Annotated in this window: 10 protein-coding genes; all 10 read right to left on the bottom strand. The window is 38.4% G+C overall.

The annotated features are described in order from the left end of the window. Positions 1 to 236: 236 nt before the first annotated feature. The 10 genes from CD118_RS04435 to rplL all read right to left on the bottom strand — a co-directional run bounded on the left by CD118_RS04435 (position 237) and on the right by rplL (position 15,740). Positions 237 to 1,286 (bottom strand): PTS sugar transporter subunit IIC, encoded by a 1,050-nt coding sequence (locus CD118_RS04435; protein ID WP_103356310.1) that lies wholly within the window; start codon positions 1,284 to 1,286, stop codon positions 237 to 239. A gap of 523 nt (positions 1,287 to 1,809) precedes the next feature. After that, the gene (tuf, locus tag CD118_RS04430; RefSeq protein WP_016424306.1) at positions 1,810 to 2,997 is read right to left on the bottom strand and encodes an elongation factor Tu; all 1,188 of its coding nucleotides are present in this window, start codon (positions 2,995 to 2,997) and stop codon (positions 1,810 to 1,812) included. Positions 2,998 to 3,180: 183 nt separating this feature from the next. Then, entirely contained in the window at positions 3,181 to 5,262 is a 2,082-nt protein-coding gene (gene fusA / locus CD118_RS04425; protein ID WP_050331760.1) for an elongation factor G, read from the bottom strand. A gap of 138 nt (positions 5,263 to 5,400) precedes the next feature. Continuing rightward, positions 5,401 to 5,871: a 30S ribosomal protein S7 gene (rpsG, locus tag CD118_RS04420; RefSeq protein WP_014614746.1), complete on the bottom strand. Its 471-nt coding sequence runs from the start codon at positions 5,869 to 5,871 to the stop codon at positions 5,401 to 5,403. An 82-nt stretch (positions 5,872 to 5,953) separates the two neighbouring features. Then, positions 5,954 to 6,367 carry a 30S ribosomal protein S12 gene (rpsL, locus tag CD118_RS04415; protein WP_016424304.1) on the bottom strand — a complete coding sequence of 138 codons (414 nt, stop codon included), beginning with the start codon at positions 6,365 to 6,367 and terminating at the stop codon, positions 5,954 to 5,956. A 95-nt stretch (positions 6,368 to 6,462) separates the two neighbouring features. Continuing rightward, positions 6,463 to 6,717 carry a ribosomal L7Ae/L30e/S12e/Gadd45 family protein gene (locus CD118_RS04410; RefSeq protein ID WP_016424303.1) on the bottom strand — a complete coding sequence of 85 codons (255 nt, stop codon included), beginning with the start codon at positions 6,715 to 6,717 and terminating at the stop codon, positions 6,463 to 6,465. Positions 6,718 to 6,976: 259 nt separating this feature from the next. Further along, positions 6,977 to 10,597 (bottom strand): DNA-directed RNA polymerase subunit beta', encoded by a 3,621-nt coding sequence (gene rpoC, locus CD118_RS04405; protein WP_050331761.1) that lies wholly within the window; start codon positions 10,595 to 10,597, stop codon positions 6,977 to 6,979. A gap of 328 nt (positions 10,598 to 10,925) precedes the next feature. After that, entirely contained in the window at positions 10,926 to 14,477 is a 3,552-nt protein-coding gene (gene rpoB, locus CD118_RS04400) for a DNA-directed RNA polymerase subunit beta (RefSeq protein WP_050331762.1), read from the bottom strand. A 211-nt stretch (positions 14,478 to 14,688) separates the two neighbouring features. Beyond that, complete coding sequence (locus CD118_RS04395) at positions 14,689 to 15,297, bottom strand: class I SAM-dependent methyltransferase (RefSeq protein WP_060830368.1); 609 nt, start codon at positions 15,295 to 15,297, stop codon at positions 14,689 to 14,691. A 77-nt stretch (positions 15,298 to 15,374) separates the two neighbouring features. Further along, positions 15,375 to 15,740 carry a 50S ribosomal protein L7/L12 gene (gene rplL / locus CD118_RS04390; protein ID WP_016424299.1) on the bottom strand — a complete coding sequence of 122 codons (366 nt, stop codon included), beginning with the start codon at positions 15,738 to 15,740 and terminating at the stop codon, positions 15,375 to 15,377. Positions 15,741 to 15,763 lie beyond the last annotated feature (23 nt).

Below are 15,763 nucleotides of genomic sequence, written 5' to 3'. Positions count from 1 at the left end.
CCAAATATTATTCTAGCATGCTGAGGTGCCTATTTTAATACAACGGTAGAACCTTTCCGGAACCATACGCATAGCGCATGGTTTACTTTTATTCAATTATTAAGAAGGCAGACTTCAACGTCTTGCCTTCTTATTTTTTATAAGTTATAAACCATTGTCCCCTCCTCTCTTTTTATATTTCGTTGTATAGGTTGAAGCGATTTTCAATTGAATGTGACAATGCTTCAGCTAACGCTTTAAATATTCAAACGATAATCTTCAGGTTTCACAATGGGGAACACACGCATAAATAGATATTTAAATAAGAAATTGAATCCAACCGGCGCAATAATAAAAGCAACTAACATTTTTATAAAATTAGTTATATTCCAACCACCGTCTACTAAATTTAAATAATTAATGGGTCCTACTAAGCCACTAAATCCAAAACCTGCACTCATAGGTGTGCCAATAATATTTAATAGAGAAGCAATCAGACCACAACAAGCCGCTGTACACACAATAGGTAGTAAAATAATAGGCTTTTGCGCTGCATTCGCCATCGACATTTTAGGCGAGCCAATAAAATGTGCCACACTTGTTCCTTTCGTATTAACTGACCAACCTAATATCGCAAATCCGAAACCAGCTGCACAAATACCAATATTTGCTGCACCTGCACCAATGCCTGAAATTGAAATCGCAAGTGAAATACCTACAGTTGTAATCGGCGACACAATCATTATGCTAAATATCACTGCTATGATGATACACATCACGACTGCCTGAAGGCTCAATAGTGCTGCGACCCCATGTCCAATCCATGTGGTGATTTGCATGACGTACGGCAACATCAAGCGTCCAATAAAGCCAACGCCTACGAGTAATATAAGTGGTATCACTAAAATCGTATAGGCTTTTAACTTATCACCGATAAACAAAATCACAGCTGCTCCTAATGCTGCTGTCAGTCCCATGTTGATGACATCGCCCGTACCTTTAAGTATAATCATACCTTCTTTTCCAAATTGCGCTGCACCTGATGCAAACATCGTCGCTAATCCCAATGCCGTAGCTTGGATTGGATTAAATTTAAAGTTTAAACCGGTTAATACACCCACCACGAGTCCCATCATCGCATTAGACAATGCCAAAGCCCCTACGATAGGTTTCAAAAATGGCAGAACAGGTACTAATACTTTCATTAATTCTCCTAGTAATGCACCTGGAATAAGCACAACGACGACACCAATAGCCATGCCATTCAAAATATTCATTACAAATTGCTTTGCTGTCAAATTCTCCATGGTTTTCCCACTTTCCAATTCAAATTAAATAGTTTAATTTATCCCATCTTATACACAATACACTCAACGGAATCATATCCCGCAATCAAAAGTGAAGTGAGAATATTTAGATAATTTCCATCATACACACTTTAACGCTTAAAAGCAATACATTTCGAATGGAAGTGTACTATTGAATTAATAGAATACTTTTACTAGTAAGATACCATTGATCTTTTAATTCAACTCATAACAGTAGTTACTTATAGCTTTGTTCATGATACGGAGACAAGAAAAGATAGTTATTTTTAGCATTGCTCTCTAGATAAGCTAGCTTTATATTGTATCCCTTCTATAAATAGTTTAGTAGTACAGTCTATCATTTTATGTATGAATCATTTTGAAACGCATCAAAAAAGAGATTAAGTAACACGATACTACTTTTTACCCCTATACTTTGCTTATCAGTCTGATTTGACAGAGCGGCAATATAAAAAGAGCTAACCCAACAAGGCTAGCTCTTTTATCTCATCAAATAGATGAATTATTTTTCGATTTCAGTAACAACGCCTGATCCTACAGTACGTCCACCTTCACGAATTGAGAAACGCGTACCGTCTTCGATAGCGATTGGTGAAATTAATTCAACTTCCATTTCAACGTTATCGCCAGGCATAACCATTTCAGTACCTTCTGGTAAGTGAACAACGCCAGTTACGTCAGTAGTACGGAAATAGAATTGTGGGCGGTAGTTAGAGAAGAATGGAGTGTGACGACCACCTTCGTCTTTAGATAATACGTAAACTTCTGCTTTAAACTTTGTGTGTGGTGTAATTGAACCAGGAGCAGCTAATACTTGACCACGGTTGATGTCTTCACGTGCAACACCACGTAATAAAGCACCAATGTTGTCACCAGCTTCAGCGTAGTCTAGTAATTTACGGAACATTTCTACACCAGTAACAGTTGTTTTAGAAGATTCTTCAGCTAAACCGATGATTTCAACTTCTTCACCAACTTTGATTTGACCACGTTCAACACGACCAGTAGCAACTGTACCACGACCAGTGATTGAGAATACGTCCTCAACTGGCATCATGAATGGTTTGTCTGAGTCACGTTCTGGAGTTGGAATGTAATCATCAACAGCTTGCATTAATTCTAAGATTTTTTCTTCGTATTCTGGTTCGCCTTCTAAAGCTTTTAATGCTGAACCAGCGATTACAGGTACGTCATCGCCTGGGAAGTCGTATTCAGATAATAAGTCACGAACTTCCATTTCAACTAATTCTAATAATTCTTCATCGTCAACCATGTCAACTTTGTTTAAGAATACTACTAATGCTGGTACACCAACGTTACGTGATAAAAGGATGTGTTCACGAGTTTGTGGCATTGGACCATCAGCAGCAGATACTACTAAGATACCACCGTCCATTTGAGCAGCACCAGTGATCATGTTTTTAACATAGTCAGCGTGTCCAGGACAGTCAACGTGTGCATAGTGACGTTTGTCTGTTTGGTATTCGATGTGTGAAGTATTGATTGTGATACCACGTTCTTTTTCTTCTGGCGCGTTGTCAATCATGTCGTATGATTGTGCAACAGAGTCACCGTTTTTAGCTAATACAGTTGCGATAGCAGCTGTTAAAGTAGTTTTACCATGGTCAACGTGACCGATAGTACCAATATTGGCATGTTCTTTTGAGCGATCGAATTTTTCTTTTGCCATTATGAAATCTCTCCTCTTTGAATAAGAATTAATATTTTAAATATCTCTCATGAAAGTTACTCACCAACATGAGATAGATAATGATATTTCCTTTATAAATCATTTTACTGAAAAAATCAATTTATAAACAAGGCTTGCCCTTAGTCATATTAACATGATTCGCGCTAATTTGTAATGATTGAATTACTCGCCTTTGTTCTTTTTGATGATTTCTTCAGAGATTGATTTTGGCACCTCTGCATAGTGATCGAAGTACATTGTATAAGTACCGCGACCTTGCGTGTTAGAACGTAATGAAGTTGCGTAACCAAACATTTCTGAAAGTGGTACATAAGCGTTTACCACTTGTGCGTTACCACGTGGTTCCATACCATCTACACGTCCACGACGGGCAGTAACGTCACCCATGATATCACCCATGTATTCTTCAGGCATTTCGATAGTTACTTTCATCATTGGTTCTAAGATAACTGGATCACATTTTTTAGCAGCTTCTTTAAGCGCTAAAGATGCAGCAATTTTGAAGGCCATTTCAGATGAGTCGACATCGTGGTATGAACCATCAAATAATTTTGCTTTAACATCGATTAATGGGTAACCAGCTAAGACACCATTTTCCATAGCATCTTTAAGACCTTGTTCAACTGATGGAATGTATTCACGAGGAACTACACCACCAACGATAGCATTTTCGAATTCGAAACCTGCACCTGTTTCGTTTGGTGTGAATTCAATGTGTACATCACCGTATTGACCACGACCACCAGATTGACGAGAGAATTTACCTTGAACTGCAGCAGATTGTCTGAATGTCTCACGATAAGACACCATTGGCGCACCTACGTTAGCTTCAACGTTAAATTCTTTTTTCATACGGTCAACAATGATGTCAAGGTGAAGTTCACCCATACCACCAATAATAACTTGACCTGTTTCTTCATCTGTATGCGCTTTGAAAGTTGGGTCTTCTTCTTGAAGTTTCACAAGCGCCTGAGTCATTTTATCTTGGTCAGCTTTAGATTTTGGTTCAACTGATAAGTGGATAACTGGCTCTGGGAATTCCATTGACTCAAGGATGATGTCATTTTTCTCTCCACAAAGCGTGTCACCTGTACCAGTATCTTTAAGACCTACAGCAGCTGCGATATCACCAGAATATACAGTGCTGATTTCTTGACGTGAGTTTGCGTGCATTTGAAGGATACGACCTACACGTTCACGTTTGTCTTTTGTTGAGTTTTTAACATAAGAACCTGAAGTTAAAGTACCTGAGTATACGCGGAAGAATGTTAACTTACCAACGTATGGGTCAGTCATAACTTTAAATGCAAGTGCAGCGAAGTCAGCATCGTCGTCTGCTTTCGCAATCACTTCTTCATCAGGATCATCCGCACGATGACCAATGATTGGTTTAACATCTAGCGGAGAAGGAAGGTAGTCAATAACAGCATCAAGCATTAATTGAACACCTTTGTTTTTGAACGCTGTACCACATAATACAGGGTAGAATTCAACGTCTGTTGTTGCTTGACGAATAGCGTCTTTAAGTTCGTCAACAGTGATTTCTTCTTCACTGAAGATTTTTTCCATCAAGTCATCATTTGTTTCAGCAACAGCTTCGATTAATGTTTCACGTGCTTCTTCTGCACGTTCACGGTGGTCTTCAGGAATTTCAGTTTCTTCAATTTCTGTTCCTAAATCATTTGTGTATTTGAAACATTTCATTGTAACTAAGTCGATGATGGCATTGAAGTCATCTTCTGCACCAATTGGTAATTGGATTGGTGCTGCGTTTGCTTGTAAACGATCATGCAAAGTGCTTACTGCATAATCAAAGTTAGCACCTAATTTGTCCATTTTGTTTACAAATACGATACGTGGTACGCCGTATGTTGTTGCTTGACGCCAAACTGTTTCAGTTTGAGGTTCAACACCTGATTGCGCATCTAATACTGTCACTGCACCATCAAGTACACGTAAAGAACGTTCAACTTCAACAGTGAAGTCTACGTGTCCTGGTGTGTCGATGATGTTAACACGGTGACCATTCCATGCTGCAGTTGTAGCGGCTGAAGTAATCGTAATACCACGGTCTTGTTCTTGTTCCATCCAGTCCATTTGTGAAGCACCTTCATGTGTTTCACCAATTTTGTGGATACGTCCAGTGTAATAAAGAATACGTTCAGTAGTAGTCGTTTTACCCGCATCAATGTGTGCCATGATACCGATATTACGCGTGTTTTTCAAAGAAAATTCTCTTCCCATGGGTATTCTTTCTCCTTCCAGAATAATAGGATAATATATTTAGATATAGCTTTACCCTAAGCACGTACAGCTCTCTCAAACAAGCAAAATGCAAGTTGATTACTGATACTAGAATTGCTCAGGGAATTAGCACATATCTTACCAGCGATAGTGAGCGAATGCTTTGTTCGCTTCAGCCATTTTGTGAGTGTCCTCACGTTTCTTAACTGCACCACCAGTATTGTTTGCTGCGTCTAAGATTTCGTTAGCTAAACGCTCTTCCATCGTTTTTTCACCACGAAGGCGCGCATAGTTTACTAACCAACGTAAACCTAAAGTTGTACGACGCTCTGGACGAACCTCTACAGGCACTTGATAGTTTGAACCACCTACACGGCGAGCTTTAACTTCAAGTACTGGCATAATATTGTTAATTGCTTCATCGAAAACTTCCATAGCATCGCGACCTGAACGTTCTTGAACTAGGTCGAACGCTGAATAAAGAATACGTTGAGCAGTTCCACGTTTACCATCTAACATAATCTTGTTGATTAATTTTGTTACTAACTTAGAGTTGTGAATTGGATCCGGTAACACATCTCTTTTAGGTACTGATCCTTTACGAGGCATAATACAAGTCCTCCCTTCCTATTATAGTATATTTATATTCTATCAGTCATGATTAAAAGGCTGATTTTACAATCTTTTAACCTTATTTTTTAGGTTTTTTAGTACCGTATAATGAACGGCTTTGCATACGACCATCAACACCAGATGTATCTAACGCACCACGTACGATATGGTAACGCACACCAGGTAAGTCTTTTACACGTCCACCACGTACAAGTACAACACTGTGCTCTTGTAAGTTGTGTCCGATACCAGGGATATATGCGTTGATTTCAATGTTGTTTGATAAACGCACACGTGCATATTTACGTAACGCTGAGTTAGGTTTTTTAGGTGTCATAGTACCCACACGTGTACATACGCCACGTTTTTGTGGAGAATTCAATTTAGTGAATTGTTTCTTTTGACTATTGAAACCTCTATTTAAAGCTGGTGAGTCTGATTTTTGAGTTTTGCTTTTTCTTGGTTTACGTACTAATTGGTTAATAGTAGGCATTTCAAGTTTCCTCCTCTCTTCATTTCTTAATCCCACACATCCAGGTGGTTCATTTTTAGGTTAAATAAAATTTAGTAAGCAAAAACTTACTAATCTCATTTGAGCAAAGCAACAACTGTTGCTTTTACATTTATACCAACATATTCTCCCAATGCTTTTCGGCTTGGAAAGAATTCGATAGGTATCTTATTTTGATTGGCAAAGCATAACACGCGTGCTAAGAGATGCACATTAACATCTTCACCGATAATCAATGTTTTTACACGTTGTTTTTGAAGCGCTTTTAGCGTTTCTTTTAAACCAACAACGTAGGCTTGTTTGTTTAAGCGTGTGACTTTTTCATTAGACATTTACATATCCTCCAAAGTACTTGCTTGCATCAACCTTTACTATATTATCATTTTCATAAATGCTTCGTCAACTGTTATTCGCAATAAATATTGATTTTTAGAGACTTGTGAATACCAGTCAATCTTATATTGGGGATGCAGGCAGTCTGATTTCAATATTGTATACACGATATCGAAATCAGCCCCTACCTTTTATTTCTGTCTATACAGATCATATATTGACAGATCCCAATATTACAACTTACTTCAATGATTCAAATTAGTCGATAATGACTTGCTCTTCAAGGCCTTGTTGTGGCGCTTCGTCTTTTTCAATATCAACTTTACTGTAGCGTTTCATACCCGTACCTGCAGGAATTAATTTACCAATGATAACATTTTCTTTAAGTCCGAGTAAGTCATCACGTTTACCTTTAATCGCAGCATCTGTAAGAACACGTGTTGTTTCTTGGAAGGATGCAGCTGACAAGAAGCTTTCTGTTTCAAGAGAAGCTTTTGTAATACCTAATAAGACTGGTTTCGCAGTCGCAGGACGCTTACGTTCTTTAAAGGCTTCGCGGTTCGCATCTGTAAAGTTATGGATATCAACAAGTGATCCTGGTAATAATTTCGTGTCACCCGCTTCAATGATACGAACTTTACGTAACATTTGACGTACCATGACCTCAACGTGCTTATCGTCGATTTCTACACCTTGCATACGATAAACTTTTTGAACTTCTTTAAGCAAGTATTCTTCTGTCGCTGTTAAACCAGCAACTGCAAGGAAGTTTTTCGGCTCAATTGAACCTTCAGTTAATACTTCACCACGTTCTACGGATTGGCCAATTTCTACTTTCAAGCGTGATGTACCAGAGGCAAGATATGAGCGTGTTTCGTTCGCACCTTTAACAACGATTTCTTGTTGTCTATCTTTGCCAACTGTGATGTTATCAATCACACCTTCAATTTCTGTAATAACAGCTTGACCTTTAGGATTACGCGCTTCGAAAATCTCTTGGATACGTGGTAAACCTTGTGTAATATCGCTACCAGCAACCCCACCTGTGTGGAATGTACGCATTGTTAATTGTGTACCAGGTTCACCAATAGATTGTGCAGCAATTGTTCCTACTGCTTCACCAACTTCGACTTTTTCACCTGTTGCCAAGTTTTTACCGTAACATTTTTCACAGACACCATGTCTTGTGTTACATGTAAATGCAGAGCGAATATACATTTCTTCAATACCAGCATCCGTAATTTCTTTAGCGATTTCTGGTGTAATTAATTCGTCTGGGCGAATGATAATTTTACCTGTTTCAGGATGACGTACAGTTTCTTTTGAATAACGACCTTCGATACGTTCAATAAATGGTTCGATCATTTCAGTACCTTCTTTAATATCTGAAACGAGTAAGCCACGGTCTGTACCACAGTCTTCTTCACGAACAATGACATCTTGTGCAACGTCAACAAGACGACGTGTCAAGTAACCAGAGTCGGCAGTTTTCAGTGCTGTATCGGCAAGACCTTTACGCGCACCGTGAGTAGAGATAAAGTACTCTAATACCGTTAAACCTTCACGGAATGATGAAGTGATTGGAAGTTCGATGATTTTACCAGATGGTGCGGCCATTAAACCACGCATACCTGCAAGTTGCGTAAAGTTAGATGCGTTACCACGGGCACCTGAGTCACTCATCATGAAGATTGGGTTCGTTTTATCAAGTGATTTCATCAATTTAGCTTGGATTTTATCTTTTGCATTTGTCCAAATTTCAATAACCGCATTATAACGTTCTTCTTCCGTTAATAAACCACGGTTGAATTGTTTTTGAACACGCTCAACTAATTTTTCTGACTCATCCAAGATTTCTTGTTTATCTGGTAATACAACAATGTCTGCTACACCTACTGTAATACCTGCTTTTGATGAATATTTAAATCCTAGGTCTTTCATCAAGTCAAGCATCATAGACGTATCTGTAATGCTAAAGCGATTGAACACTTCTGCGATAATATTACCCAAGAATTTTTTGTTGAATGGTGGAACAAGTTCAGTATTTTCAAAGTACTCAGCTAGACCACCTTCACCAAGTTCTGATGGATCAACAAAGTATTTATCTGGTGTGTTTTTCTCAAGGTTTGTTGCTGTTGGCTCATTAATGTACGCAAATGAGTCCGGAATAATTTCGTTAAAGATGACTTTACCTACAGATGTCGCTAAAATTTTGTTATTTTGTTCCTCAGTAAATGTAGGGTTGTTGAATGAAGAAGCTTGGACACCAATACGTGTGTGTAAATGTACATGGCCATTCGCATAAGCTTTGATTACTTCATTCGTATCGTTAAACATCATTCCTGTATTAACAGCGTCTTTACGTTCTAATGTTAAGTAATAGTTACCTAATACCATGTCTTGTGATGGTGTTACGACTGGTTTACCATCTTTAGGGTTTAGGATGTTTTGTGCAGCAAGCATCAACATACGTGCTTCTGCTTGTGCTTCTTTAGATAATGGAACGTGAACCGCCATTTGGTCACCGTCAAAGTCTGCGTTATAGGCAGTTGTAACGAGTGGGTGCAAACGAATCGCACGGCCTTCAACTAATGTAGGTTCGAACGCTTGGATACCTAATCTGTGCAATGTTGGCGCACGGTTTAAAAGTACAGGGTGTTCAATAATAACATCTTCTAAAACGTCCCAAACTTCGTCTTCAGTACGCTCAATTTTACTTTTAGCATTTTTGATGTTTGTTGCAATTTCACGTTGCACTAATTCTTTCATTACAAACGGTTTGAACAATTCTAATGCCATTTCTTTCGGTAAACCACATTGGTACATTTTTAAGTTTGGACCTACTGCGATTACTGAACGACCTGAATAGTCTACACGTTTACCTAACAAGTTTTGGCGGAAACGACCTTGTTTACCTTTTAACATATGTGAAAGTGATTTTAATGGACGGTTACCTGGTCCTGTTACAGGGCGACCACGACGACCGTTATCGATTAACGCATCCACAGCTTCTTGTAACATACGTTTTTCGTTTTGAACGATGATTCCGGGCGCACCTAAATCTAACAAACGTTTTAAACGATTGTTACGGTTAATAACACGACGGTATAAGTCGTTCAAATCACTTGTAGCAAAACGACCACCATCAAGTTGAACCATTGGACGAATCTCAGGTGGAATAATTGGAAGTACGTCTAAAATCATCCAAGCTGGGTTGTTACCAGAGTTACGGAATGACTCAACAACTTCTAAACGTTTGATGGCACGTGTTAAACGTTGACCTGTTGCAGATTCCAATTCGTCACGTAATACTTTTAATTCTTGATCTAAATCGATCTCATCTAATAAATCTTTAATCCCTTCAGCACCCATTTTTGCAGTGAATTGACCAGGGAATTTATCATAATATTCACGGAATTCTGCTTCAGAAAGCAATGTTTTCTTTTCTAAGCCTGTTGGACCTGGATCCACAACGACATAAGAAGCAAAATAAATAACTTCTTCTAAAGCACGTGGTGACATGTCTAACAAAAGACCCATACGGCTTGGGATTCCTTTAAAATACCAAATATGCGAAACTGGAGCTGCTAACTCAATGTGACCCATACGTTCACGACGTACTTTTGATTTTGTCACTTCTACACCACATCGGTCACAAATCATACCTTTGTAACGTACACGTTTATACTTCCCACAACTACATTCCCAGTCTTTAGTAGGTCCGAAAATTCTTTCACAGAATAGACCATCTTTTTCTGGTTTTAAAGTACGATAGTTAATTGTTTCTGGTTTTTTGACCTCACCATATGACCAAGAGCGGATTTTTTCAGGTGAAGCGAGTCCTATTTTCATGTAATGGAATTTATTTACATCAATCAAGGAGCCTACCTCCTTTAGTTTAAATTAGCTGTGCTAGTTGATTGATTCACACGATTTCATAATATATTAAAGCAATGTCTATTTAACAAACAGGATAGAGAAGATGCGTGTAGGTTTCCACACATCTCCCTTCTCGAGTAGCAAAAGCGCCACTCGTCTTCCTTTCGTTTTAATCAAGTTCAGGTTAAGTCTTTAACGCGTCTCATGTTCTTAACGCAATTAAATCCTTAAAAGTTACATTGAACGTGCATAACTATCGGCACGCTATGACGTCTCATGCGACTTTGCGATCTCCTATTCAAGATCGTTTTTGATTTTCAACATGCATTTATTCGTTAAATTCTTTTTGAGATTCTGGAACAGTAGATGGTTGAATATTGACTTTACGATCTGGAATATCATCCTCATCTAAATCGCGCATTTCAATTTCATTGTCTTGTTCATCCATCACTTTAACATCAAGACCTAAACTTTGTAGCTCTTTCATCAATACGCGGAATGATTCAGGAACACTTGGTCTTGAAATGTTTTCACCTTTAACGATCGCTTCATAAGTTTTCACACGACCTACAGTGTCATCTGATTTGTATGTTAAGATCTCTTGAAGTGTATATGCTGCACCATAAGCTTCGAGTGCCCATACCTCCATCTCACCAAATCTTTGTCCACCAAATTGTGCTTTACCACCAAGAGGTTGTTGTGTAACTAATGAATATGGTCCAGTTGAACGTGCGTGAAGTTTATCATCTACCATGTGCGCAAGTTTCAACATGTACATCACACCAACTGAAATACGGTTGTCAAATGGTTCTCCTGTACGGCCATCGTAAAGTACTGTTTTACCGTCACGCGCCATACCTGCTTCTTCAATTGTAGACCATACGTCTTCATCGTTGGCACCGTCAAATACTGGTGAAGCAACGTGAATACCTAAGTTTTTAGCAGCCATACCTAAATGTAACTCTAAAACTTGTCCGATATTCATACGTGATGGTACACCTAGTGGGTTTAACATGATGTCAATTGGACGGCCATCTGGTAAGTACGGCATATCTTCTTCAGGAACAATTTTAGAGATGACACCTTTGTTACCGTGACGACCACACATTTTGTCCCCTACATGAATTTTACGTTTTTGAACGATATATACACGAACAAGTTGGTTCACACCTGGTGAAAGTGAATCATCGCCTTCTTCACGGTTAAACACTTTAACATCAAGAACGATACCGCCTGCACCGTGTGGCACACGTAATGACGTATCACGAACTTCACGTGCTTTTTCACCAAAGATCGCATGTAATAGGCGTTCTTCTGCTGTCAATTCAGTAACACCTTTAGGCGTTACTTTACCGACTAAAATATCACCATCTTTTACTTCTGCGCCAACGTATACAATACCGCGGTCATCTAAGTTTTTCAGTGCGTTTTCTGAAACGTTTGGTATATCACGTGTAATTTCTTCAGGTCCAAGTTTTGTGTCTCGAGCTTCAGATTCATATTCTTCGATGTGAATTGAAGTATAAACATCATCTTTAACAAGACGCTCACTCATAATTACGGCATCCTCGTAGTTATAACCATCCCAAGTCATAAATCCAACAACAACATTTCGACCTAAAGCCATTTCTCCGAGTTCCATAGATGGACCATCTGCAAGAATTTCGCCTTTTTCAACAATATCGCCTGCTGCGATAATAGGACGTTGGTTATAACATGTACCTGAGTTTGAACGTTTGAATTTCGCTAATGGGTAACGGTCTAATTCGCCTTCTACTTCTTGACCATTTTCTTCAACTAAGCGACGTACTAAAACTTCGCTTGATTGAACATGTTCAACGCGGCCACGATACTTAGAAATAACAGCAGCACCTGAATCACGTGCAGCTACGTGCTCCATACCTGTACCTACAAATGGTGATTCTGGGTTTAACAATGGTACTGCTTGACGTTGCATGTTCGCACCCATCAATGCACGGTTAGAGTCATCGTTTTCTAAGAACGGAATACATGCTGTCGCAGCTGAAACAACTTGTTTAGGCGATACGTCCATGTAGTCCATTTTTTCTTTAGCCATAGTTGTGTTGTTACCACGAAAACGACAAACGATTTCGTCATCGATAAAGCGTCCGTTTTCATCAAGTCTTGAGTTCGCTTGCGCAACAACATAACTGTCTTCTTCATCCGCAGTAAGGTAATCAATACGGTCTGTAATTGTGTTTGTTTCAAGGTCTACTTTTCTGTATGGTGTTTCAATGAATCCAAATTCATTCACACGTGCATAACTTGAAAGTGAGTTGATCAAACCAATGTTTGGACCCTCTGGTGTCTCAATTGGACACATGCGACCATAGTGAGAATAGTGTACGTCACGAACTTCCATTTGTGCACGTTCACGTGTTAAACCACCAGGTCCTAAAGCTGATAAACGACGTTTGTGTGTTAACTCAGCAAGTGGGTTCGCTTGGTCCATGAATTGTGACAATTGTGAGCTACCGAAGAACTCTTTTATTGATGCAATCACTGGGCGAATGTTAATTAATTGTTGTGGTGTGATGGAGTCTGTATCTTGAATAGACATTCTTTCACGTACCACACGTTCCATTCTTGACAAACCAATACGGAATTGGTTTTGTAATAATTCACCAACTGAGCGTAAACGACGATTACCAAGATGGTCAATGTCATCTGTATAACCGATACCATGTAATAAGTTAAAGAAGTATGACATAGACGCTACGATGTCAGCAGGTGTAATACATTTCACTTCTGAATCTGGGAATGCATTACCAATTACAGTTGTTGTGCGTTCTTCATCATCATTTGGTACATAAACTTTAATAGATTGTACTTCTACAGGTTCATCGATAATACTATTAGGAAGTTCGTAAACTTGTGCGTTAGCATTTGTTTCAAGAACATCCATGATTTCGTCTAACTTACGACGATCTAAAACTGTGCCTTCTTCAGCAACAATTTCACCTGTGTCAGTATTTACAATAGGTTCAGCTAATTTTTGATTGAATAGGCGGTGCTTTAAATGTAATTTTTTATTTGCTTTATAACGTCCTACGCTTGCTAAATCATAACGTTTAGGGTCAAAGAAACGAGAATACAATAAGCTTTTAGCATTTTCTACCGTTGGTGGTTCACCTGGACGTAAACGTTCATAAATTTCTAATAATGCTTGTTCTGTATTTTCAGTGCTATCTTTTTCTAAAGTGTTTCTTAAGTATTCATTGTCTCCAATTAAATCAATGATTTCTTGGTCAGTTGAATAACCTAATGCACGTAATAATACTGTCAATGGTAACTTTCTTGTTCTATCAATACGTACATAAACAACATCTTTCGCATCTGTTTCATACTCTAACCATGCACCGCGGTTAGGGATAACAGTCGCATCATAGTTCACACGACCATTTTTATCTAACTTTTCATTAAAGTAGACAGACGGTGAACGAACTAATTGAGATACAATGACACGTTCCGCACCATTAATTACAAAAGTACCTGTTTCTGTCATTAAAGGGAAATCTCCCATAAATACTTCTTGATCTTTCACTTCGCCTGTTTCTTTAATAACTAGACGAACTTTAACGCGTAATGGTGCCGCATATGTTGCATCACGGTTTTTTGATTCTTCTAAATCATACTTCGGTTCACCTAATCTATAATCTACAAATTCCAATGAAAGATTACCCGTGAAGTCTTCGATTGGAGAAATATCACGGAACATTTCTAAAAGACCTTCTTTTAAGAACCAATCATACGATTTTGTTTGAATTTCAATTAAGTTTGGTAACTCTAAAACTTCTGAAATTCTTGCGTAGTTTCTACGTTTACGATGTCTTCCATATTGGACAAATTGACCTGCCAAACAGATTCACCCCTCAAAAATTGTGCGAACACTTTTCAGTTCTCATCATGTAACAAGACAAAAAGAAAACGGTAGCACATAATCGATGACACCATTTTCTATTCTATAAGTCTTATTTTGAAATGTTACAATGAAACTTTAACCGTAAAAGTACACACTTATTGAACATAATTATTTCATCTTACAACTATATCATAGTCAATATTTAAAATCAAGATTTAAAACTCTTTAATATGTGGTAACCTTTACTATTTTTGACAGATGAGACGTTTCCAAAAACCTCATCCATTTTTTTCTTAGCAGAAGGCATCCCTTGCTTTTTTTGTATAACGACATACAATGCACCCTCAGTTTTAAGTACGCGGTATGCATCTGTCAAAATTTGGTGAACCACTAGTTTACCAGCACGAATAGGTGGATTAGTCAAAACGTAGTCACATGCTTCGTCTTCTATCATTGCTAACCCATCACTCTCTTGTATCGTCACATTTGAGATGCCATTCGCTTTGGCATTTCTTTTAGCTAATGCTAATGCACGATGGTTTACATCTAGCATTGTAATATGATCATGGGGTGCAACTTTGGCCACCATTAAACCAATCGGTCCATAACCACAACCGACGTCAATAATCCTTTTCAATTGACCTGGCGGGTGTTCATTTAAAAATGTCTGTATCAATAAATCAGAGCCGAAATCAACTTTATCACGAGAAAACACACCTGCATCTGTTGTGAGTGGCAGTTCGTGTTGCTGATAATGATAGCTAATTTCTCTCTCATCTGGTGTTGCATCAGGATGTGCATCATAGTAATGACTCACGGTGTCACACCTCTTTATCGTATTGTATTCAAAAACCCGCTATTCCAAAAATAGCGGGTTTTTCACTTATCAACGAATTATTTTAATTCTACTGAAGCGCCAACTTCTTCTAATTGTTCTTTAAGTTTTTCAGCTTCTTCTTTTGGTAAAGCTTCTTTGATGATGCTTGGAGCACCGTCAACTAATTCTTTAGCATCTTTTAATCCTAAACCAGTTGCTTCTTTAACAGCTTTAACAACTTTGATTTTAGATGAACCAGCTGAAGTTAACTCAACGTCAAATTCAGTTTTTTCTGCTGCTGCGTCTCCGCCAGCAGCACCTGCTGCTGCAACTGGTGCTGCTGCAGTTACACCAAATTCTTCTTCGATTGCTTTAACTAAGTCATTTAATTCTAAAACAGACATTTCTTTAATTGCTTCAATGATTTGCTCTTGATTAGCCATGTTAATATTCCTCCAATTTTTAA

The organism is Staphylococcus coagulans, from assembly GCF_002901995.1.
Classification (GTDB): Bacteria; Bacillota; Bacilli; order Staphylococcales; family Staphylococcaceae; genus Staphylococcus; species Staphylococcus coagulans.
This window is presented reverse-complemented; position numbering and strand designations above follow the sequence as displayed.

Bases quoted from the DNA above. Each gene is read 5' to 3' on its own strand.
- rplL (WP_016424299.1), bottom strand. From the start codon at position 15,740: ATGGCTAATCAAGAGCAAATCATTGAAGCAATTAAAGAAATGTCTGTT.
- CD118_RS04410 (WP_016424303.1), bottom strand. From the start codon at position 6,717: ATGTCTAATGAAAAAGTCACACGCTTAAACAAACAAGCCTACGTTGTT.
- rpsG (WP_014614746.1), bottom strand. From the start codon at position 5,871: ATGCCTCGTAAAGGATCAGTACCTAAAAGAGATGTGTTACCGGATCCA.
- CD118_RS04435 (WP_103356310.1), bottom strand. From the start codon at position 1,286: ATGGAGAATTTGACAGCAAAGCAATTTGTAATGAATATTTTGAATGGC.
- tuf (WP_016424306.1), bottom strand. From the start codon at position 2,997: ATGGCAAAAGAAAAATTCGATCGCTCAAAAGAACATGCCAATATTGGT.
- rpsL (WP_016424304.1), bottom strand. From the start codon at position 6,367: ATGCCTACTATTAACCAATTAGTACGTAAACCAAGAAAAAGCAAAACT.
- fusA (WP_050331760.1), bottom strand. From the start codon at position 5,262: ATGGGAAGAGAATTTTCTTTGAAAAACACGCGTAATATCGGTATCATG.